The sequence below is a fragment of the Roseovarius roseus genome (assembly GCF_043355935.2).
Lineage (GTDB): Bacteria > Pseudomonadota > Alphaproteobacteria > Rhodobacterales > Rhodobacteraceae > Roseovarius > Roseovarius roseus.
Window position 1 is genome coordinate 227,947 of sequence record NZ_JBHFPE020000001.1, and the last position, 20,183, is coordinate 248,129.

Annotated in this window: 20 protein-coding genes and 1 riboswitch; of the genes, 15 read left to right on the forward strand and 5 right to left on the reverse strand. The window is 64.2% G+C overall.

Annotated elements, in window-relative coordinates; translation table 11 throughout:
- Positions 1-5: 5 nt before the first annotated feature.
- The gene (gene irrA / locus ACEWPL_RS01225; protein ID WP_393934993.1) at positions 6-437 is read right to left on the reverse strand and encodes an iron response transcriptional regulator IrrA; all 432 of its coding nucleotides are present in this window, start codon (positions 435-437) and stop codon (positions 6-8) included.
- 228 nt (positions 438-665) lie between these two features.
- Between irrA and fabA the strand changes: the two genes are divergently transcribed.
- The 4 genes from fabA to ACEWPL_RS01245 all read left to right on the forward strand — a co-directional run bounded on the left by fabA (position 666) and on the right by ACEWPL_RS01245 (position 4,118).
- Positions 666-1,175: a bifunctional 3-hydroxydecanoyl-ACP dehydratase/trans-2-decenoyl-ACP isomerase gene (fabA, locus tag ACEWPL_RS01230; RefSeq protein ID WP_393934991.1), complete on the forward strand. Its 510-nt coding sequence runs from the start codon at positions 666-668 to the stop codon at positions 1,173-1,175.
- Between the two features lie 91 nt (positions 1,176-1,266).
- Entirely contained in the window at positions 1,267-2,496 is a 1,230-nt protein-coding gene (gene fabB / locus ACEWPL_RS01235) for a beta-ketoacyl-ACP synthase I (RefSeq protein WP_393934989.1), read from the forward strand.
- 6 nt (positions 2,497-2,502) lie between these two features.
- Positions 2,503-3,324 (forward strand): enoyl-ACP reductase FabI, encoded by an 822-nt coding sequence (locus tag ACEWPL_RS01240; RefSeq protein WP_393934987.1) that lies wholly within the window; start codon positions 2,503-2,505, stop codon positions 3,322-3,324.
- A 122-nt stretch (positions 3,325-3,446) separates the two neighbouring features.
- Entirely contained in the window at positions 3,447-4,118 is a 672-nt protein-coding gene (locus ACEWPL_RS01245) for an FAD-binding oxidoreductase (protein WP_393934986.1), read from the forward strand.
- A gap of 13 nt (positions 4,119-4,131) precedes the next feature.
- Here the strand turns inward: ACEWPL_RS01245 and ACEWPL_RS01250 are convergent, their stop codons facing one another.
- Positions 4,132-5,004 (reverse strand): glycosyltransferase family 2 protein, encoded by an 873-nt coding sequence (locus tag ACEWPL_RS01250; RefSeq protein ID WP_393934985.1) that lies wholly within the window; start codon positions 5,002-5,004, stop codon positions 4,132-4,134.
- Positions 5,005-5,126: 122 nt separating this feature from the next.
- Between ACEWPL_RS01250 and miaB the strand changes: the two genes are divergently transcribed.
- The 8 genes from miaB (at position 5,127) to metK (ending at position 13,085) form a co-directional block, all read left to right on the forward strand.
- Positions 5,127-6,449 (forward strand): tRNA (N6-isopentenyl adenosine(37)-C2)-methylthiotransferase MiaB, encoded by a 1,323-nt coding sequence (miaB, locus tag ACEWPL_RS01255; RefSeq protein WP_393934983.1) that lies wholly within the window; start codon positions 5,127-5,129, stop codon positions 6,447-6,449.
- A gap of 255 nt (positions 6,450-6,704) precedes the next feature.
- Positions 6,705-7,259, forward strand: a complete 555-nt coding sequence (locus ACEWPL_RS01260) for an OmpA family protein (RefSeq protein ID WP_393935390.1) — start codon at positions 6,705-6,707, stop codon at positions 7,257-7,259.
- Between the two features lie 13 nt (positions 7,260-7,272).
- Positions 7,273-7,572: a hypothetical protein gene (locus tag ACEWPL_RS01265; protein ID WP_393934981.1), complete on the forward strand. Its 300-nt coding sequence runs from the start codon at positions 7,273-7,275 to the stop codon at positions 7,570-7,572.
- Between the two features lie 214 nt (positions 7,573-7,786).
- Positions 7,787-8,794, forward strand: coding sequence for a PhoH family protein (locus ACEWPL_RS01270; RefSeq protein WP_393934980.1), 1,008 nt, complete (start codon positions 7,787-7,789; stop codon positions 8,792-8,794).
- 33 nt (positions 8,795-8,827) lie between these two features.
- Positions 8,828-9,316, forward strand: coding sequence for an rRNA maturation RNase YbeY (gene ybeY / locus ACEWPL_RS01275; RefSeq protein ID WP_393934978.1), 489 nt, complete (start codon positions 8,828-8,830; stop codon positions 9,314-9,316).
- Between the two features lie 51 nt (positions 9,317-9,367).
- A complete protein-coding gene (locus tag ACEWPL_RS01280) occupies positions 9,368-10,264 on the forward strand; it encodes a hemolysin family protein (protein WP_393934977.1) in 897 nt (298 codons plus the stop codon).
- Positions 10,257-11,795, forward strand: coding sequence for an apolipoprotein N-acyltransferase (lnt, locus tag ACEWPL_RS01285; RefSeq protein ID WP_393934976.1), 1,539 nt, complete (start codon positions 10,257-10,259; stop codon positions 11,793-11,795). Before ACEWPL_RS01280 ends, lnt begins: the two co-directional genes overlap by 8 nt.
- A 40-nt stretch (positions 11,796-11,835) precedes the next feature.
- Positions 11,836-11,883: riboswitch (SAM-SAH riboswitch) on the forward strand.
- A gap of 5 nt (positions 11,884-11,888) precedes the next feature.
- A complete protein-coding gene (gene metK, locus ACEWPL_RS01290; RefSeq protein WP_393934975.1) occupies positions 11,889-13,085 on the forward strand; it encodes a methionine adenosyltransferase in 1,197 nt (398 codons plus the stop codon).
- Positions 13,086-13,187: 102 nt separating this feature from the next.
- Here metK and ACEWPL_RS01295 read toward each other — a convergent pair whose 3' ends face one another.
- From ACEWPL_RS01295 to hutG, 3 genes are read right to left on the reverse strand one after another with little or no spacing between them, the layout of a single operon-like run.
- Positions 13,188-13,937: an IclR family transcriptional regulator gene (locus tag ACEWPL_RS01295; protein WP_393934974.1), complete on the reverse strand. Its 750-nt coding sequence runs from the start codon at positions 13,935-13,937 to the stop codon at positions 13,188-13,190.
- Positions 13,938-13,949: 12 nt separating this feature from the next.
- Positions 13,950-15,377: a formimidoylglutamate deiminase gene (locus ACEWPL_RS01300; protein WP_393934973.1), complete on the reverse strand. Its 1,428-nt coding sequence runs from the start codon at positions 15,375-15,377 to the stop codon at positions 13,950-13,952.
- Positions 15,374-16,189, reverse strand: coding sequence for an N-formylglutamate deformylase (gene hutG, locus ACEWPL_RS01305; protein ID WP_393934972.1), 816 nt, complete (start codon positions 16,187-16,189; stop codon positions 15,374-15,376). Before hutG ends, ACEWPL_RS01300 begins: the two co-directional genes overlap by 4 nt.
- Before the next feature lie 144 nt (positions 16,190-16,333).
- On the opposite strand from hutG, the gene ACEWPL_RS01310 reads away from it, so the two are divergent.
- The 3 genes from ACEWPL_RS01310 (at position 16,334) to ACEWPL_RS01320 (ending at position 20,048) form a co-directional block, all read left to right on the forward strand.
- Positions 16,334-17,311, forward strand: coding sequence for a TAXI family TRAP transporter solute-binding subunit (locus ACEWPL_RS01310; protein ID WP_393934971.1), 978 nt, complete (start codon positions 16,334-16,336; stop codon positions 17,309-17,311).
- Positions 17,312-17,418: 107 nt separating this feature from the next.
- Entirely contained in the window at positions 17,419-17,817 is a 399-nt protein-coding gene (locus ACEWPL_RS01315) for a DUF1850 domain-containing protein (RefSeq protein WP_393934970.1), read from the forward strand.
- Entirely contained in the window at positions 17,814-20,048 is a 2,235-nt protein-coding gene (locus ACEWPL_RS01320; RefSeq protein ID WP_393934969.1) for a TRAP transporter permease, read from the forward strand. Before ACEWPL_RS01315 ends, ACEWPL_RS01320 begins: the two co-directional genes overlap by 4 nt.
- The last annotated feature ends 135 nt before the right edge of the window (positions 20,049-20,183 follow it).

Here is a 20,183-nt window from a genome sequence, read left to right on the forward strand (position 1 = left end):
GCGGCTCACCTGCGGCGGCGCAGGCGGATGACGACGTCGACCGACGCAATCTCGGCCCCCTCGGGGGCACCGGGCAGACGGGTGATCTCCAGCTCTTCGGCGGGGGCGTCGCTGAGGCGGCTTTCATCCTCCCAGTAGAAATGGGGATGATCATGTGTGTTGGTGTCGAAGTAGGATTTGGTGCCGTCGACAAGCACCTCCTGCATCAGGCCTGCATCGCAAAAGGCGCGTAGCGTATTGTAGACCGTGGCCAGCGAAACACGCTCGCCGCGCTTTTGCACATCGGCAAAAAGGCTCTCGGCGGTGACGTGACGGTGCTGGCCGTCCCCGATCAGAAGACTGGCAAGGGCCACGCGCTGGCGCGTCGGGCGCAAACCTGCGCTGGCCAGCCACTCGCTGCCACGCTCTTCGGGTTGGAGGGATGCTGGGCGTGTCATGTACTACCTGCGACTTACTCTCATTCCTGTGTTATATGCGCGGATACGCCCCGAATTCAAACAAAAACCGGGCCTGCCCTGCGCGCCGGCGCATTGGCTGGGCAGCGCGCCTGGGCTGCGCGGGCCAGCGGGCTTGCACCTGCGCGGGCACGGGTGCTAGAGGATATGGCGCAATTGGCGGCGTAAACCAGAGCGCGCCGCGATCATCAGTACGAAGGGACTGCCTGCATGGCCGACTATCCGACGCAATTCGCAAAAGAAGACCTGCTGAAATGCGCCCGCGGCGAGCTCTTCGGCCCCGGCAACGCCCAGTTGCCGCTGCCGCCCATGCTGATGATGGACCGCATCACCGATGTTTCGGCGGATGGCGGCGCACATGGCAAGGGGCATATCACCGCCGAATTCGACATCACGCCGGACCTGTGGTTCTTCGAATGTCATTTCCCGGGCAACCCGATCATGCCCGGCTGCCTTGGCCTTGACGGGCTGTGGCAGCTGACCGGCTTCAACCTCGGCTGGCGCGGCTGGCAGGGGCGCGGCTATGCGCTGGGCGTGGGCGAGGTCAAGCTGACCGGCATGGTGCGCCCTGATCGCAAGATGCTGACATACAGGATCGACTTCACCAAGGCCGTGCAGACGCGCCGCCTGACGATGGGCGTCGCGGACGGTATCGTCGAGGCCGATGGCGAAGTGATCTACCAGGTCAAGGACATGAAGGTCGCGCTAAGCGAGAGCTGAGCGCGCCGGGGCGCACGCCCCGCGCGTTTGGGTTGCGCAAGGCGCGCCCGCTGGCCTAAACAGAACCGTCACTATCCCAAAGGAGTGCGCCATGCGCCGCGTCGTCGTTACAGGGCTGGGAATCGTCTCGTCCATTGGCAACAGTGCGGATGAGGTGCTGGCATCGCTGAAAGCAGGGCGATCCGGCATCACCGCGAATGAGGAGATGGCCGAGCACGGCTTTCGCAGCCGCATCGCCGGGGCGATCGACCTGAATGTCGCCGACCATGTCGACAAGCGCACACTGCGTTTCATGGGGCCGGGCGCTGCCTATGCGCATATCGCGATGGAGCAAGCCATCAAGGATGCCGGCCTTGAGGAAAAGGACGTCATCAACCCGATGACCGGGCTTATCGCCGGATCGGGCGGGCCGTCCACCTCGGCCATGCTGAGCGCGCATCAGACCGTGCTGAAAACCGGCGGCACCAAGCGGATCGGGCCTTTCGCGGTGCCGAAGTGCATGTCCTCGACCGTCAGCGCGAACCTCGCGACCGCGCATCAGATCAAGGGCGTGAATTTCTCGATCACCTCGGCCTGCTCGACCTCGCTGCACTGCATCGGCATGGCGGCGCAGCAGATCGCATTGGGCCAGCAGGACGTGATGTTCGGCGGCGGTGGCGAAGAGCTGGACTGGACGCTGAGTTGCCTCTTCGACGCGATGGGCGCGATGTCGTCCAAGTATAACGACACGCCCGAGAAAGCGTCCCGCGCCTTCGATGCGGGACGTGACGGGTTCGTCATCTCGGGCGGTGGCGCGATGCTGGTGCTGGAAAGCCTGGAGCACGCGCAGGCGCGCGGTGCGAAGATCTATGCGGAAGTCACTGGTTTTGCCGCAACTTCCGATGGCGCCGATATGGTCGCACCCTCGGGCGAGGGCGGCGAGCGGGCGATGCGCGGCGCGCTGCGCACGCTGGGTGAGGACCGCAAGGTCAGCTATATCAACGCGCATGGCACTTCGACCCCCGTGGGCGACGTGGGCGAGGTCGAGGCGGTGCGCCGCGTCTTCGGTCAAGGCCAGACGCCGCCGATCAGCTCGACCAAGTCGATGACGGGCCATAGCCAGGGCGCGACCGGCGCGCAGGAAGCGATCTATTGCCTTTTGGCACTTGAGCATGACTTCATAATCCCCTCCATCAACGTCGAAAATCTTGATCCGGCACTTGACCCGGCCGAGGTGGCGACGGCCCGCGTCGACAATGCTGGCCTCGATACGGTGATGACCAATTCCTTCGGCTTCGGCGGTACCAACGGCTCGATGCTGCTCAGCAAATTTCACGGATAGACGCGCATGACACAGACACCCCCCGAATTGCCGACCGCGCCGCTGCCGATGCAGGGCAAGCGCGGCCTGATCATGGGCGTGGCCAATGACCGCTCGATCGCGTGGGGTATCGCCAAGGCGATGCACGCTGCCGGTGCCGAGCTGGCCTTCAGCTATCAGGGCGAGGCGTTCGGCGCGCGGCTGAAGCCGCTGGCCGAGAGTGTTGGATCCGAGCTGATGGTGGATATGGATGTCACCGACGATGCATCGATGGACGCGGGCTTCGATGCGCTGGCCAAGCATTGGCCAACCATTGACTTCGTCGTGCATGCCATTGCATTTTCAGATAAATCCGAGCTTACAGGCCGCATCCTGAACACCAGCCGCGCCAATTTCAAGCATTCGCTGGACATCTCATGCTACAGTTTCATCGACGTTGCGCGCCGGGCGCATCCGATGATGGTCGAGAATGGTGGCACCTTGCTGACTCTGACCTACCAAGGCAGCAACCGCGTCGTGCCCAGCTACAACGTGATGGGCGTGGCCAAGGCCGCGCTGGAAAGCGCAATGCGCTATCTGGCTAATGATCTGGGGCCGGACGGCATCCGCGTCAACGCGATCAGCCCTGGCCCCATGCGGACGCTGGCCGGTGCGGCCATTGGCGGTGCGCGCCGGACCTTCAAGCATACGGACATGAACGCGCCCCTGCGCGCCAATGCCACGCTGGAGGCGGTGGGCGGTACCGCGGTCTATCTCGCCTCGGATGCGGGCGCCTGCACTACGGGCGAGATCATCCGCGTCGATGGCGGCTTTCATGTGCTGGGCATGCCGCAGGCCGACAACCTCTGATCCGGGCCGGGCTGCGCTGTCTGGCCGGGCGGATTTGAGTATTTTTGCCAAGATGAAGCGGGGCTGCGGCGAGGGAACGCGGGCGCGGCGCGGGGCGTTGGGGAGTCAAAGGAGATTTTCCCATGACCCATACGCTGATCCTGCGCAGTATCGCGCCCGTCACCCACGACACCCATCATCTGGTGTTCGAGCGCCCGAAGGGGTTTGATTTCGAGCCCGGCCAGGCAATCGAGATGAAGCTCCAGAAGGGGGGTTGGCAGGATGAAGGCCGCCTTTTCACACCAGTCAGCCTGCCCGGTGAGGAGACGCTGGAATTCGTCATCAAAAGCTATCCGTCCCATGACGGCGTGACCGAGCAGATCGCCAAGCTGGAGCCGGGTGACAAGGTGACAATCGACGGCCCGTTTGGCGATATGCGCGACAGGGGGCCGGGCGTCTTCATCGCGGGCGGTGCGGGTATCACGCCGATGATTGCGCTCCTGCGCAAGCGCTTGCGGGACGAAGGGGATCTGGAAGGCTCGACGCTGGTGTTCTCGAACAAGTCCGAGAAGGATATCATCTGGCGGGAAAAGCTGTCAGCCATGCCTGGGCTGACCGTGGCCTATACCGTGACCCAGGAGAAGGGAGAGACGGTACCGAACCGTGAGCTCAACCGCGATTACCTGCGCCAGTTCATTGAACCGGGGAGCCTGTGCTACCTGTGCGGCCCCCCGCCCATGATGGATGCCGTGCAGTCCGAACTGGATGCGCTGGGAGTCGACCCCGGTGATCTGGTCGCAGACGACTGGAGCTAACGCAACGCCGGGCTTAGAACCACTGCCCCGGCTCCATCAGCCCAAGATCGAGCAATTGGCGGGAGTGCCATTCGAACCGCGCCGAATTGTGCCATTTGAACGTCTCGATATCGAAGGTCGAGCCGGGGTTGCGCTTGAGCGCCTTGGCTGTCCGGAATGATGCGATGGCCGCGGTCAGGTTGTTGTGCCACGGGCCGGCAAAGGTGTTGTATTCCTCGTCGGAGAAAACATGCCCCTCCATCAAGGTCAGGCCCTTGGCTGCGCGGAACAGCGATATGCGGTCAATGGTGCGGCGCGGAGCGGGGATGTGTTCTTCGTAGCGCCACCGCAGACCTCCGAAGAAATCGAGTTGCCGCTCTTTCGGGTGGTCGTGATTGGCAGGGTCTGTGCGGGCGAGGGCGTAATAGCCGGATCTGTCCAGCCACGCATCATCCAGCGACACCGCGCCGGGGCACGCATTGAGATCGCCGGCGTAGATGTCGATGACGTAGGTCAGCATGGCACTGCGCCGCTCTTCGGCGTGGAAGGCCAGCATTTCGCCCACGCTGCGGGTCTCGCAGAACGGGTAGAAGAGGTATTCGGCATTGAAGCAGTAGTAGATCCATGTGCCTGCAGGCACCGCCGCGATGACGGCGTTGACCGCCGCGACGTGATGGCCGTCTCGGCTGCTGTCATGGTCGACGCGCACCACCTTTTCGGCGACATCGGGCGCGATGGCAAAGCTGTCCGGCATCAGCGCGATGATTGGTTTGAAACCCAGAGACTGGTGGTGCCGCAGGGTCGTATCCAGCTCTACCTCATCCTCGGCCAGGATGAGGGCGATCGGCCCCTTGGCCAGATGCGCCTTGCCGCGCGTGCAAAGATCCTGAATTGAGGTGTATCGCATGCTGCTCTTTTCGTTTTTGGCGCAGGTTCGGTCAATTCGCCGCGCATTGCAAGACGCCGCGGCTGTGATATAGCCCGCCCATCACGCACGAGACGCAAAGACGCACAGATCGGAGGCCCGTCATGGCCGAGCCCAAGAAGCTATACATCAAGACATATGGATGTCAGATGAACGTCTATGACAGCGAGCGTATGGCTGAGGCCATGGGCGGCGCGGGCTATACCGAGGTGGCGAGCGCCGAAGAAGCGGACATGATCCTGCTGAACACCTGCCACATCCGCGAAAAAGCCGCCGAGAAGGTCTATTCCGAGTTGGGGCGCTTTCGCGATCTCAAGGATGCCAAGCCTGATCTCAAGATCGGCGTCGCGGGCTGCGTCGCGCAGGCCGAGGGCGCCGAGATCATGCGCCGCCAGCCGTTGGTCGATCTGGTCGTCGGCCCGCAGAGCTATCATCGCCTGCCCGAGATGGAGGCTAAGGTGCAGCAGGGGGGCACCGCGCTCGATACCGATTTTCCCGAAGAGGATAAGTTCGAGAAGCTGAAGGCCCGCCCCAAGGCCAAGCGCGGCCCGACCGCCTTTCTGACCGTGCAGGAAGGCTGTGACAAGTTCTGCGCCTTTTGCGTTGTGCCCTACACGCGCGGGGCCGAGGCCTCGCGCCCGGCGCAGCGTATCATCGACGAGGCCAAGGATCTGGTCGAGCGGGGCGTGCGCGAGATCACCCTTCTGGGGCAGAACGTCAATGCCTATCACGGCGCAGGCCCCAAGGGCGAGGATTGGACGCTGGCGCAGCTGATCTGGGCGCTGAACGACGTGGACGGGCTGGAGCGCATCCGCTTTACCACCTCGCATCCCAATGACATGGGCGACGATCTGATTGAGGCGCATGGCAGTTGCGCCAAGCTGATGCCATATCTCCATCTGCCGGTGCAGTCGGGCAGCGACCGTATCCTCAAGCGGATGAACCGCAGCCACACCGCCGAGAGCTATGTCCGCCTGATTGAGCGCATTCGCGCCGCGCGGCCGGACCTGCTACTCTCGGGTGATTTCATCGTCGGCTTCCCCGAAGAGACGGAAGCCGATTTTCAGGCTACCCTGGATCTGATCGAGGAGGTCCGCTATGGGCAGGCCTATTCGTTCAAATACTCGACCCGCCCCGGCACCCCGGCGGCCGAACGCGCACAGGTGGGTGACGCTGAGGCGGGCGAGCGTTTGCAACGTCTGCAGGCTGTTCTGACGCGTCAGCAGCGCGAGATTCAGGAGGCGATGGTGGGCCGTGAGGCGCAGGTTCTCTTTGAGCGGGTCGGGCGTCAGCCGGGCCAGATGGTGGGCAAATCCCAGCATCTGCATGCCGTCCATGTCACCGCGCCCGGCGCGGTGCCGGGCGATATGGCGCAGGTGCGCATTGCCAGCTCGGGCCCCAATTCGCTGGCGGGTGTTCTGATCTGAGCATATCGCGCGCTGCGCCCCCAGCGCCTGCCGATTGCCGCAGCATGTGGTGGAATGCCCCTGCATGGCCACGAGACTTGGCCATATGGTGTGGCTCTGTCGTGCATTTATACTTCACACGCCGGGCAATGGTGGTAAGGTTCCTTGGTATTAAAGTGTTCGGGGGATGCATTATTTCGGCATGTCCCGAATGGGGGAACAGTAAAAAGGATTTTGGGTGTGAGGGGAAGACTTGCAGATACGGTCCGCAAGGCAATGGGCGCATGTGCGGCCATCGCCCTTGGCGGGGCCATCGCAGTAACGGGCGTGATCAGCGGCAGTGCCGTTCAGGCGCAGCAGACCAGGGTGGTCGGCGAAAGCTATGTTCCGACGATCTGGGTCGACCCGGACGGGTGCGAGCATTGGGTCATGGATGATGGATGGGAAGGCTATATGTCGCCCCACACGAACCGTCAGGGCATTCCGGTCTGCCGCAGGGGCAACGTCTGCGGCGTGATGAACAGCGATCAGCTGTTCCGCACCGACAGCGCACATATCAGCAGCGCCGGTCGCCAGCACCTGGTCAGTTTCTTTCGCCAGGCCGGGGCCATGTCGTACATCATCACCGGCCATACCGACAGCCGCGCCTCTGATGAGTACAACATGACCCTGTCCTTGCGCCGCGCCAATGCGGTCGCCCGCGTTGCCCAGCAATCGGGCGTGCGCATCGCCGATGTGCGCGGCTATGGCGAGCGGATGCCGAAAGCGTCAAACAGCACCGCCGCCGGGATGCAGCAAAATCGCCGCGTCGAAATCATCTGTATCCGCTGAAGGGGACCGATCCATGAAAAGCGTTAAACTCGCCCTTCTTATGTGCGCTGCAGTGTCCCTCGCGGCCTGTGACGCACCGAAGAAAGACAAGACTGTCGACCGCGGCATCGACTCCAAGCATCTCAGCCAGCTTAAGGCCGGTGTCTGGATCGACCCCAACGGGTGCGATCACTGGATCATCGACGATGGCGTTGAGGGCTATTTGTCGCAGCGTCTGGACAAATATGGCAAGCCCGTCTGCTCGGGCACCGCGCCGCCGAACACGGCGACGGGGGCCTACAAGTCCGGCTCGACCGTGACGGACCCGGTCTGATCGGGACCGTGCCTCATACGCGCCGCCGTCCTCGCGCCGGCGCGATCCGACATCACCGCGTGCCCACGGGCGCGCGGTTCTTTTTTTGATGGCGGTTTCGGGGCGCATGTGCGAATTCGCGCTGCATCCTGCGCATCACGCCTTGCACGCCGGCGCCCAACTTGGCACGGTTGTTTCAAGGACCCCACGCAACGCACCCAGAGCGGAGACCTGATTGGCCAGCACCTACGCGCCCGGCGCCCCCGAAGCGGGCGATCTGCATCACCAGATCGTCGAATTTCCTGATAACTTCCTGCTGATCGATCTTTGCGGCGAGCATGACCGCAATTTGGCCGAGATCGAGCGCAAGCTTGACGTTCAGATCCTGCGGCGCGGCAATCAGCTTGCCGTGCATGGCGAAGCGGCGCAGGTGGCGGAGGCGGTTCAGGTGCTGCAATCGCTGTATCAGCGGCTGGAGACGGGCAAGGAGGTTGTGCAGGGCGATGTCGACCGCGAATTGCGGATGGGCAGCGGCGACAGCGAGGCGCAGCCCGAGGATGGCGACCAGCTCGAGATGTTCAAGGGCGGGCGGGTCGAGATCAAGACGCGCAAGAAAATGGTCGAGCCGCGCACCGAGGCGCAAAAGGCCTATGTGCGCTCGCTTTTCGACAAGGAACTGGCCTTTGGCATCGGCCCCGCCGGGACGGGCAAGACCTATCTGGCCGTCGCGGTCGGCGTCTCGATGTTCATCGAAGGCCATGTCGACAAGATCATCCTGGCGCGTCCTGCCGTCGAGGCGGGCGAAAAGCTGGGCTATCTGCCGGGCGACATGAAGGAGAAGGTCGATCCCTACATGCAGCCGCTCTATGACGCGCTGAACGATTTTCTGCCGGGCAAGCAGTTGGCCAAGCTGATCGAGGACAAGAAGATCGAGATCGCGCCGCTGGCCTTCATGCGGGGCCGCACGCTCAGCCGGGCCTTCGTGGTATTGGACGAGGCGCAGAACGCCACGTCGATGCAGATGAAGATGTTCCTCACGCGCCTCGGAGAGGGGTCGCGCATGGTGATCACCGGCGACCGCACCCAGATCGACCTGCCGCGCGGTGTCGCCTCTGGCTTGCACGATGCCGAGCGGCTCCTGTCCTCGATCCCCAAGATCGGGTTCAACTATTTCACTGCAAAGGACGTCGTGCGTCATCCGCTGGTTGCGGCCATCATCGAGGCCTATGAGGCCGATGTCTGATCTTGCGATATCCGCCCGGCGCGGGCGCCCCTCATGCTGATGGACGTGATGGTCGAGGACCGCCGCTGGCGCGCGCTGGATCTCGAAGCCCTGGCCGAGCGGGCAGGGCGCGCGGCGCTGAAACATCTGGGGCTGGAACCGGCGGCGTTTGAGATCAGCGTTCTGGCCTGCAATGACGCGCGCATCGCGGCCCTCAACGAGGATTTCCGCGGCAAGCCGCAGCCGACCAACGTGCTGAGCTGGCCCAGCGGCGAGCGCGGCGCGTCCCGCGCGGGGGGCGCGCCCGATTTGCCGAACTCTGCCACCGATGCCGAACTGGGCGATATCGCCATCGCCTATGAGACCTGCGCGCGCGAGGCCGAGGCGGGCGGGAAACCGCTGGCCGATCATGCCGCGCATCTGATCGTGCATGCGGTGCTGCATCTGCTGGGCTATGACCATATACGTGACGAAGATGCCACGTTGATGGAGGCCTGCGAGGTTGCCATCCTTTGCAAACTGGGCATACCTGACCCATATTGACCGTGAGGGGGGCGGCAGAGCGGCCCCGGAATGATTTTGGATACCAGACGCATGGGCGACAGCACCGACGATTCTTCTAGCGCAGCGCAAGGCGCGCTGCCGGACCGGCAAAGTGACGAGGACGAGAATAGCGGATTTTTCCGCCGCATATTCGGCGCTTTCTCGCCCTCGGAAAATGACGATCCCGAAGAGGATGAGGCAACCGCCGGCCATGTGCGCAATGCGCAGGGTTTGATCAACCTGCGCGACAAGGTGGTTGAGGACGTGGCCATCCCCAAGGCCGATATCGTCTCGATCCCCTCCACCATCACCCAAGGCGAGCTGGTGCATGTCTTTCGCGACAGCGGCATGTCGCGCTTGCCGGTCTATGAGGGCACGCTCGATTCGCCCATCGGCTTTGTTCACCTCAAGGATTTCGCATTGCGTCACGGCTTCAACGGGGATGCCGAGGATGCCTTCGTGCTGGCCGACATGCTGCGCCCGCTGCTCTATGTGCCGCCCTCGATGCGGATCGGCGTTCTCTTGCAAAAGATGCAGACGGACCGGCGCCACATGGCGCTGGTCATTGACGAATATGGCGGTGTCGACGGTCTTGTCACCATCGAGGACCTGATCGAGCAGGTCTTGGGCGAGATCGAGGACGAGCACGATATCGGTGAAGATGACTACTGGTCCGAGGAAAAACCCGGCTGCTACATTGCTTTGGCCAAGACCCCGCTGGAAGAGTTCGAGGCCCAGATCGGCCAATCCCTGACCGATGTCGATGATGTCGACGAGGAAGAGATCGACACGCTGGGCGGCCTTGTTTTCATGCTGCTGGGCCGGGTGCCGGTGCGCGGCGAAGTGGTCGAGCATCCCAGCGGCACGGTGTTCGAGGTGGTCGACGCCGATCCGCGCCGGATCAAGCGGCTGCGCGTGCGTGTGCCCTATGCGGGCGCCCATGCCTGACACCAGGTCGCGCGTCTGGCGCGGCAGGCTGCTCTGGGGCGCGCTTGCCTTCCTGCTGGGCGTGGTGGCCGCGCTGGGGCAGGCGCCTTGGTCGCTCTGGCCGCTATCGCTTTCCGGGTTTGCCGGGCTTTATGGCCTCTATGCGCGTGCAGGCACATGGCGCGCGGCGGCTTGGCAGGGTCTGGCCGGGGGCGCGGGGTATTTCGCGCTGGCGCTCAGCTGGATTGTCGAGCCCTTCCTGATCGATATCGCGCGCCACGGCTGGATGGCGCCTTTCGCCCTGGTCTTTTGTGCGGTGGGCTTTGCGCTCTTCTGGGCCGGGGCGCAGGCGGCGGCTTGGGCTTTGCTGCCTGCGGCGCGCCATGACGGACATGTGAGCGGGGCGGCGGTGGTCTGGGCCGCGGCGATGACCCTCTCCGAGGCGCTGCGGGGCTGGCTCTTTACCGGCTTTCCCTGGGCGCAGCCGGGGCATGTCTGGATCACCACACCGATGCTGCAATGGGCGTCGGTCGGGGGCGCCCTGCCGCTGACCTTCCTCGCGCTCGGCGCGGGGGCGGCGCTATGGCATCTGGCGCAGGACCGCCGCTGGGTGGGCGCGAGCACGCTGGCCGCAATCGCCGCTCTCTATGCGTTTGCCCCGATGCTGGCTGAGGCGCCAAGGCCGGGGCCGGACGCGCCGATCATCCGCCTGGTGCAACCTAACGTGCCGCAAGAGCAGAAATGGGATCCGGCCTACATGGATTTCCATTTCGACCGGCAGATGGGGTTTACTGTCGCTGGCGACGTGCCGGACCTGATCGTCTGGCCCGAAACGGCGTTGCCCATGCTGCTGAACCGCGCCGATGCCGTGCTGCGGGATGTCGCCGACGCCGCGCGCGGCGCGCCAATGGTGCTGGGCGTGCAGCGGGCCGAGGGCGCGCGGTACTTCAACTCGCTGATCTATCTGGACGGCGAAGGGCAGCAATCCGCGCTTTATGACAAACATCACCTTGTGCCCTTCGGCGAATACGTGCCCTTCGGCGATCTGATGGCGACCTTCGGTATTCGCGGCCTCGCGCAGCAGGGCGGCAATGGCTATTCCGCCGGGCCGGGTCCACAAACGCTGGATCTGGGCGCGCTGGGCCGCGCCGTGCCACTGATCTGCTACGAGGGCGTGTTCCCGCGTGACGTGGCCGGCGCGCCGGGCCGGGCGGATTTCCTGCTGCTGATCACCAATGATGCGTGGTTCGGCGAGGTGTCCGGCCCTTACCAGCATCTGGCGCAGGCGCGTCTGCGCAGCGCCGAGCAGGGGTTGCCGATGATCCGGGCCGCGAATACCGGCGTTTCGGCGATGATCGATGCGGGCGGGCGGATCACCGCGCAGATCCCGCTGGGGCAGGCGGGGTATCTGGACGTGCCGCTGCCGCCACCCGCACCTGCGACACTTTATTCCCGCAGCGGAGATTGGTCCGCGCTGATCGTGCTGACCCTTGCGCTTCTGGCCCCCGCCGCGCTGCGCCGCCGTCAAATCCGGCGCGCCGCACGCGGATAGCGATTGACCTTGCCGCACGCGGCGGTCTACGCACTGGCAATACCCGTCGCAACGGCTTCCTGGCGCGGCGGGATTACATAATGGAGCGATCTCATGGCACGACAGAACTATACACTGACCTCCGAGTCCGTCTCGGAGGGGCATCCCGACAAGGTGTGCGACCGGATCTCGGACGCGATCCTTGACGCCTTCCTGGCAGAAGAGCCGGAGGCGCGCGTCGCCGCCGAAACATTTGCCACAACCAACCGTGTCGTCATCGGCGGCGAGGTGCGGCTGCTGGACGAGGACAAGCTGATCCAGCTGCGCGACAGCATGGCGGGCATCGTGCGCGAGTGCGTCCGCGATATCGGCTACGAGCAGGACAAGTTTCACTGGAAGACGCTCGAGGTCACCAACCTTCTGCACGCGCAGTCGCAGGATATTGCCCAAGGCGTCGATGCCTCGGGCAACAAGGACGAGGGCGCCGGCGATCAGGGCATCATGTTCGGCTATGCCACGCGCGAGACCGAAGAGCTGATGCCGGCGCCGATCCATTTCAGCCACGCAATCCTGCGCCGCCTTGCGGAGGTCCGCAAGGATGGCAGCGAGCCGCTTCTGCTGCCCGATGCCAAGAGCCAGCTGTCGGTCGTCTACGAGAACGGCAAGCCTTCTCACATCAGTTCGGTCGTGCTCAGCACCCAGCACGAGCGTTTTGACGCGGACGGCAAGGAACTGACCCCCGGCGACGTGCGTGACATCGTTGAGCCCTATATCCGTGACGTGCTGCCCGATGGCTGGCTGCGCGATGACACGGTCTGGCATGTGAACCCCACGGGCGTCTTCGTTATCGGCGGCCCCGATGGCGATGCGGGCCTGACGGGCCGCAAGATCATCGTCGACACCTATGGTGGCGCGGCGCCCCATGGCGGCGGCGCGTTCTCGGGCAAGGATCCGACCAAGGTCGACCGCTCGGCCGCCTATGCCGCGCGCTACCTGGCCAAGAACGTGGTTGCCGCCGGCATGGCCGAGAAATGTACGATCCAGCTAAGCTATGCGATCGGCGTCAGCCAACCCCTGTCGATCTATGCCGAGACGCACGGCACGGGCGAGGTGGACCCCGCCGCGATCGAAAGGGCGATCCGCGAGTGCATGGACCTGACGCCGCGGGGCATTCGCCAGCACCTGTCGCTGAACCAGCCGATCTACCAGCGCACCGCCGCCTACGGCCATTTCGGCCGCGCACCCGAAAGCGATGGCGGCTTCAGCTGGGAGCGCACGGACCTGGTGGATCGCCTCAAGGCCTGCGTCTGAGGCCAACCAAAAGGAATGCGCGGAGGCGCATGCCGGTTATTCCATGCGGCGGCCCCTGGCGGGGCCGCCGCAGCGCGTTTGGCGGGCGGCGCGCCTTACGCTTCAGAGCATTTCCGAGATTTGCCGCGCCGTCGCCAGGACCCGCTGGATCAGTGACTTGTCCGGCTGCATTTGCGATTCATGCCCCGAGAGGTTCAGCGCCGCCAGATACTGGCCGTGATGCGAAATCAGCGGCGCTGCTATGGAGACGGTCCCGGTGGCCAGATGCGAGCTTTGCGCCACATAGCCGCGTGCGCGGTCCTCGGGCAAAAGCCCCTTGAGCGCGGTCAGCGATTTCGGCGCATCTGGGCTGATCGGCGCGAAGTCATAGCCTTCAAAACGGCGGTCCAGCTCGGCCTCCGGCAGGTCGCTGAGCAGAACACGCCCCATCGTGGTCGAGAAGGCGGGCAGCCGGGAGCCAACCGGCACGTTCGACACCATCGCGCGGTCCGACAGGGCGCGGTAGACGTAGACGATATCGCAGCCGTCCAGCACGGAGACATGCACGGTGAACCCGGTCTCGTTGCGCAGCTCGTCCGCGGGCAGGCGGGCGAGGTCATAGACATCCAGCGACGCCAGATACCGATAGCCCAGATCCATGACACGCGGCGCCAGCCGGTAGCGGTTGTCCTTGCGCGTCAGGTATCCCTCGCGTTCTAGCGTGATGACAAAGCGGTATGCAGCCGAGCTGGTGACCGAAATCGCCTCGGCGATCTCGGTCAGGGTCATCTCGGGGTGGCGATTGTCAAAGCATTCTAGAATGCTGAGGCCGCGCATCAACGAGTTCGAGCGATAGTCGGGATCTTTCGTCATGCGCCTCTATCTTCAGCCTTTCATCGGGTCCGTACCCTGCCGGGCGGCAAGCCGCTGCGACACCCGCTGCATGGCCGCCGCATAGTCGGCACGGATGGTATCCTCCTGCGGGTGGTGTCCATCCGAGATAACGCGGCGCCCGCGCACGACAACATCGCCGACGTGAAACCCCCGCCCGGCAAAGACGTGGAAATCCAGCGCGGACGTCTCGCCCACCGGGGCCATCGCGGCGGGCTCGGGGCTGGTCAGCTCGACAAAGCTGGCCATGCCGCCCACGGCGATGCCCTGCTCGGGGCGGCCGGCGGCGCGGGCGCCGCCTTGGGCCGCGCGCGACCAGAGGTTGGCGGCGACATGCGACTGGGCGCTGCTTGCCAGCACGTTGCGCTGTCTGTCGCGTAGGCGCTGGCTGTATTCCAGTTGCTGCAATTCACTCGCTGCAGAGGTGGCGATGTTCGAATCCGATCCGATGCCGAAAACGCCGCCCTGGTCCAGGAAGTCCGTCGCGCGGAAAATGCCATCGCCCAGATTGGCCTCGGTCATCGGGCAGAGCCCGACAGTGGCGCCCGAGCGGGCGATCATCCGCACTTCCTCGTCGCTGAGATGGGTGGCATGGATCAAGCACCAGCGTTGATCGACGGGCGCGATCTCGAACAGCTGCTCGACCGGGCGGCGGGCTGTATGGGCCAGCGCATCCTCCACCTCCTTGACCTGTTCGGCGACGTGAATATGCACGGGGGAGCCCGGTAGCAGATCCTGCCGCAGCGCGAGAAGGCGTTCGATCTCCTCCGGGGTGGCGGCGCGCAGGGAGTGGGGCGCGACGCCCAGCGTGTGACCCGCCTCGGCTGCCGGTCGTTTCAACGCGTCAATCATCGCCGCGTAGCTATCCAGATCGTTGATGAACCGCCGCTGCCCATCGGTGGGGGGCAGGCCGCCGAAATTGGAATGGGCGTAAAACACCGGCAAATGCGTCAAGTCGAGGCCGGTCGTCTTTGCGGCCTCGAAAATCGCCAGCGACAGCTCCTCGGGCCGGGCATAGGGCGTGCCGTCCAGATCATTGTGCAGATAGTGGAATTCCACGATGCCGGTATAGCCGCCCTTCAGCAGATCCAGATAGAGACGCGCGGCAATCGCCTGTGTGTCTTCGGGCGAGAGGGTGAGCGCGAAGAAATACATGATGTCGCGCCAGGACCAGAAGCTGTCCACCGGGTTACGGCGCACCTCCGACAGGCCCGCCATCGCGTATTGGAAGGCGTGGCTGTGAAGATCGGTGATGCCCGGCACCACGGGCGCGTCATAGACGGGCAGGCCCTCGGGGTTGTCGTCCTCGACCAGCCTTTCGATCGTGCCATCCGGCGCGAAATGCGCCGACCGGTTGCGCCGCCACCCATCCGCGGTCAGCGCAAGGCGGAAATGCGCGCCGGTCATCTCTGTCTGGGTCATGGCTGCGAAGGCTCCGGGCTGAACTTGGTCATGGCGTCGATAAGCTGGCCAAGCGCGGCCTTGAGGCGGTCTGCCTTGTCCGGCAGGTAGGTCCAGGGGCTTTGCTCGACCATATAGCAATCCTGCGCGATTTCGATCTGAAGCGCGTGCACATTATTGGCGGGGTCGCCGTAGTGGCGGGTGATAAACCCACCCTTGAACCGCGCATCGCGCACCGCGCTGAAACCGCTGCGCTGCAGCGCGTCGAAGGCGGCATCGGCAAGGGCAGGGGCGCAGGCCGCGCCGGAATCGGTGCCAAGGTTCAGATCCGGCAGCTTGCCCTCAAACAGGCGCGGCACCCGGCTGCGGATTGAATGCATGTCCAGCAACAGGCAATAGCCGTGCCGGGTGCGGATCCGCGCGATCTCGGTGCTGAGGGCGTCATGATAGGGCTGCCAGTAGCGCGCAATGCGTTCGGCGCGCTCGGCGGCGTCCGGCTCGCACCCCTCGCGGTAGATCGGCGTGCCGTCGAAATCGATGGTCGAGATCAGCCCCGTCGTGGCGCCGGAGTAAAGCGGCGTGTCAGCATCCGAGCGGTTCAAATCCGCGGCGTAGCGCGAAACGCGCGCTGCGATCAGGCTGGCGCCCTCGGGCATCACGTCGCGCGCTATCCGGTCCATGTGCCAGTCGGTATCGCGCAAGTCCAGCGCATCGGGCCTCAGCGCGGAGCGGAGCGTGTCCGGCAGGTCCGTGCCCGCATGCGGCACGCTCAGCAATAGCGGCCCGGTGCCGCGAATTTGGGCATAGATGGCGGAATCGGTCTCGCGGTTCATGGAATTTCCTTTCGTATTTGAAAATGAATATTGACATGCAAAATGCAGCCGTCAAGACTTGCGGCACTCAACCTCATTTCCCGTGCGGCCGCTGCTGGCCCGCTTGGAGTGGGGCTTTGCAACTGCACATAGAGGATTCTCCCAATGACCATTTCCCGTCGCCATTTCCTTGGCACCACCGCAGCGGCCACGCTGGCCACGATCGCGGCGCCCTCATTCGCGGCAAGCCGCACGTTCTTTGGTATCGCGACCGGCGGCACGGGCGGCACCTATTACCCGCTGGGCGGCATGCTGGCACAGCTGATTTCCAACACCGCCGAAATGCCCGACACCAAGATTTCGGCCACCGCCGAGACCGGCAACGCCTCGGTTGCGAACGCGCAGCTTCTGGGCCGCGGCGAGATCGAGTCGGCGTTTGTCGCCGCCGATATTCTGGACGCCGCCTATCGCGGTGTGGGCCAGTTCGAGGATGGCGCGCTTGAAAACCTGCGGGCCATCGGCGCGCTCTATCCCGAAACCGTGCAACTGGTCGTGCGCGCAGATAGCGGCATCGAGACCTTCGAGGATCTCAAGGGCAAGTCCATCTCGTCCGGCTCGCCGGGATCGGGCCAGTGGCAGCTTCTTGGTGATCTGCTTGAGGCGCACGGCATCGCGCGCGAGGACGTGTCCGAGGATTATTCGTCCTTCGCCCAGTCGGTCGACAAGATCAAGGACGGCAACCTCGACGCGTCGCTGATCACCGCGGGCCTACCGACATCTTCGGTCACCGATCTGGCCAATGGCCACGATATCCGCATCGTTCCGCTGACCGGCCCGGCGATTGCCAAACTGCAGGAAACCCAGCCCTATTACGCCAACTCGGTGATCGCGGCGGGCAGCTACAAGGGCATCGACGCGGATGTCGAAACGCTGGCCGTGCGTGCCATCTGGGCCACCCATGCGGACGTTCCCGAGGATCTGATCTACGCGGTGACCAAGGCGCTTTACGAGAATACCGAGACGCTGGGCCAGGTGCACCCGATGGGCAAGCAGATCGCCATCGACAAGGCCCTGGAAAGCATCTCGATCCCGGTGCATCCTGGCTCCGAGAAATACTACGCCGAGAAGGGCGTCTCGCAGTAATGCATCGGCGCAGATCTCTGCGCTGTGCGGGGATGGCGGCCTTGGCCGCCATCCCTTTTGCATCATGGGCCCCTCATCCGGCACCCGCCGGGGCGGGGCAGGATTGGTTGTGCCTGTCCGAAACCCGTGGCACGGGCGGCATCATCGCCCGGCTGCTGCTGGAGGATGAGCGCGTCTTCAAGCTGAGCTTCATTCATTCCGTCTCGCGCACGCCTGTCACCGATGTCTACCGCGTCGAAAATGGCGAGATCCTGCAGACAGCTGAAATCTTTGTCGCGCACGGGGCCGGGCTGCCGTCGATCGCGAATGACGTGGACGCCACCGGATGGCGGCACGAGGACGGGCAGTTCATCCTGGATATGCGCCGCAAGACAGGCCCCATACCACTCCGCATTCAGGCCGAGTTCAAGAATACCCTTCACATCGGCGGCACTGCGCTGCCGCTGGCGGATCTGGGACACTCGGCGCTCACCCTTGCCCCATGCGACGAGGAGATACCGCATTGACCCCCGGAAACGCGTCCAAGGACAATCACGGCCACACTGCGGCTGATGGCGATCATGACTTCACCCCCGACGAGGTCGAGGCGCTGGTCCGCGAATACGATTCGGAATCCAATTTCCGCAATCTGCTTGGCCCCACCGCGATACTGGTGACGATCACATCGGTCGTCCTGTCGCTGTTTCACGTCTACACGGCGGGCTTCGGCCTGCTGAACGAGGTGATGCACCGCACCATCCACCTCAGCTTTGTCATGGGCCTGATCTTTCTGGTCTTTCCGCGCAAACGCGCCGAGCCGACCCGCAGATTGTGGATCGAGTCGCTGCTCTTTGCGGCCTTCTACCTCTACATTCTCTACGACATCGCCGCCTCGCTGCCGGCGAGCACGCTGAAGGTCGTCTTTGTCGCGGTGATGCTGGTCCTTATCGGGCTGACGCTGCCGATCAACCGGCCGGGCGCGGCGCCCGGCAAGGTGGCGCTTCGCGATTGGGTCTTTGCGGCCTTTGGCGCAGGGTTTTCCGCCTATCTGACGGTCTTTTTCCAGTATATCTTCATCGACAATGTCGGCAGCCCGCCGGACCCGGCCTACATGATGGGCGTCGTCGCCATCGTCATGACGCTGGAGGCGACACGCCGCACGATGGGTCCGACGCTGGCATGGATCGGTGTCGGCTGCCTTCTCTATGCGCTGCTTGGGCCTTATCTGCCGGGCATCCTTGCGCATCGCGGCTATTCGATCACGCGCATCGTCAACCATCTTTTCGTTGGGACCGAAGGCATCTACGGCGTCGCCGTGGGCGTGGTGGCGACATATGTCTTCCACTTCGTGCTCTTCGGTATCCTTGCGCAGATGAGCGGCCTGGGCCAGCTCTTCATCGACCTTGCGACGATCATCGCAGGCCGCGCCTCGGGCGGGTCGGCGAAGGTGTCGGTGGTCTCCTCGGGCTTCTTCGGGATGATCTCGGGCTCGCCCATCGCAAACACGGTGACGACAGGCGCCTTTACCATTCCGCTGATGAAGAAATCCGGGTTCTCGGGACGGTTCGCCGGCGCGGTCGAGGCCTCGGCCTCGTGCGGGGGGCAGGTCACCCCGCCCATCATGGGGGCCTCTGCCTTCGTGATGACCGAGATGCTGGGCGTGCCCTATAACGAGTTGATCCTCATCGCCATCGTGCCCGCCTGCTTTCACTACATCGCCATCCTGCTGATGGTGCATCTGGAGGCCAAGAAGCTGGGTTTGGAAGGCCTGTCCAAGGACAAGATCCCCCAGTTCGGCGCGGTGCTGCGGAAATCCTGGCACCTCTTCATACCGCTGGGCGTCATGGTGGCGATGCTGCTGATGCAATACACGCCGTTCTTGGCGGCATTCTGGGGGATTATCCTCACCATTGCATGCAGTTACGTCCCGCTCTTGATGCGCGGCCTTGGCAATACCAGCATGGACACCTCGACGGTGCTCACGCCCCCGCGCCTTGTCCGGGGCTTCGAGGATGGCGCGAAATTCGCGCTGGCCATCGGCGCGGCCTGTGCCTGTGTTGGCTTCCTTCTGGGGATGACGACGCTGACCGGCCTCGGCTTCAAGTTCTCGGCCGCCGTGGTGCAGCTGGCGCATGATGTCGCGGGCTTCGTCATCAGCCTCGATTTCACCGGCCTGCTGTCGGAGCCTGGACTGGCGCTGTTCTTTGGACTGATCTTTGTCGCGATTGCCTGCATCATCATGGGGGCGGGCATCCCGACCACGCCGACCTACATCATCCTCGCCTCCATCGCGGCGCCGGCATTGATGGAATTCGACGTACCGCTGATCGCGACCCATTTCTTCGTCTTCTACTTCGGGGTTCTGGCCGACGTGACGCCGCCGGTGGCCTTGGCTGCGTACGCGGCGGCCGGGCTCGCGCGCTCCGAGCCGATGACGACGGGCACGACCGCCTTCCGACTGTCGATGGGCAAGGCGCTGGTGCCGTTCATGTTCATCTATGCGCCGAGCCTGCTCTTTGTGGACTTCACTTGGGGCGAATTCATCACGGCGCTGATCTCGGGCCTGATGGGCATATTGGCGCTGTCCGCGGCCTATATCGGATGGTTCCGCCGGCCCTTGGCGCTGTGGGAGAAAGTGGCGCTGACCATCGCGGGCTTGCTGCTGATCTCGACCTATTGGGTCGCCATCGCGGTGGGTGTCCTGATGCTGGCGGTGGTGCTTGGCCGCCCGGTCGCGAAGGCTGAGATAGCGACATGATGCCGTCGCCTTGGACGAGCGGCGCAGAGCTGAACCAGTGAGCGGAAACAGCGCGGCGGCCTTTGATAAAAGGGCCGCCGCGTGTCCGTTTTGAGGCTGCCGGGCAAAGGCCGGCGGTTGCGCCCGCACCCTCAT

Excerpts from the sequence above, each read along its gene's own strand:
- irrA (WP_393934993.1), bottom strand. The coding sequence starts at position 437 with ATGACACGCCCAGCATCCCTCCAACCCGAAGAGCGTGGCAGCGAGTGG.
- fabA (WP_393934991.1), top strand. The coding sequence starts at position 666 with ATGGCCGACTATCCGACGCAATTCGCAAAAGAAGACCTGCTGAAATGC.
- fabB (WP_393934989.1), top strand. The coding sequence starts at position 1,267 with ATGCGCCGCGTCGTCGTTACAGGGCTGGGAATCGTCTCGTCCATTGGC.
- ACEWPL_RS01240 (WP_393934987.1), top strand. The coding sequence starts at position 2,503 with ATGACACAGACACCCCCCGAATTGCCGACCGCGCCGCTGCCGATGCAG.
- ACEWPL_RS01245 (WP_393934986.1), top strand. The coding sequence starts at position 3,447 with ATGACCCATACGCTGATCCTGCGCAGTATCGCGCCCGTCACCCACGAC.
- ACEWPL_RS01250 (WP_393934985.1), bottom strand. The coding sequence starts at position 5,004 with ATGCGATACACCTCAATTCAGGATCTTTGCACGCGCGGCAAGGCGCAT.
- miaB (WP_393934983.1), top strand. The coding sequence starts at position 5,127 with ATGGCCGAGCCCAAGAAGCTATACATCAAGACATATGGATGTCAGATG.
- ACEWPL_RS01260 (WP_393935390.1), top strand. The coding sequence starts at position 6,705 with ATGGGCGCATGTGCGGCCATCGCCCTTGGCGGGGCCATCGCAGTAACG.
- ACEWPL_RS01265 (WP_393934981.1), top strand. The coding sequence starts at position 7,273 with ATGAAAAGCGTTAAACTCGCCCTTCTTATGTGCGCTGCAGTGTCCCTC.
- ybeY (WP_393934978.1), top strand. The coding sequence starts at position 8,828 with ATGCTGATGGACGTGATGGTCGAGGACCGCCGCTGGCGCGCGCTGGAT.
- ACEWPL_RS01280 (WP_393934977.1), top strand. The coding sequence starts at position 9,368 with ATGGGCGACAGCACCGACGATTCTTCTAGCGCAGCGCAAGGCGCGCTG.
- lnt (WP_393934976.1), top strand. The coding sequence starts at position 10,257 with ATGCCTGACACCAGGTCGCGCGTCTGGCGCGGCAGGCTGCTCTGGGGC.
- metK (WP_393934975.1), top strand. The coding sequence starts at position 11,889 with ATGGCACGACAGAACTATACACTGACCTCCGAGTCCGTCTCGGAGGGG.
- ACEWPL_RS01295 (WP_393934974.1), bottom strand. The coding sequence starts at position 13,937 with ATGACGAAAGATCCCGACTATCGCTCGAACTCGTTGATGCGCGGCCTC.
- ACEWPL_RS01300 (WP_393934973.1), bottom strand. The coding sequence starts at position 15,377 with ATGACCCAGACAGAGATGACCGGCGCGCATTTCCGCCTTGCGCTGACC.
- hutG (WP_393934972.1), bottom strand. The coding sequence starts at position 16,189 with ATGAACCGCGAGACCGATTCCGCCATCTATGCCCAAATTCGCGGCACC.
- ACEWPL_RS01310 (WP_393934971.1), top strand. The coding sequence starts at position 16,334 with ATGACCATTTCCCGTCGCCATTTCCTTGGCACCACCGCAGCGGCCACG.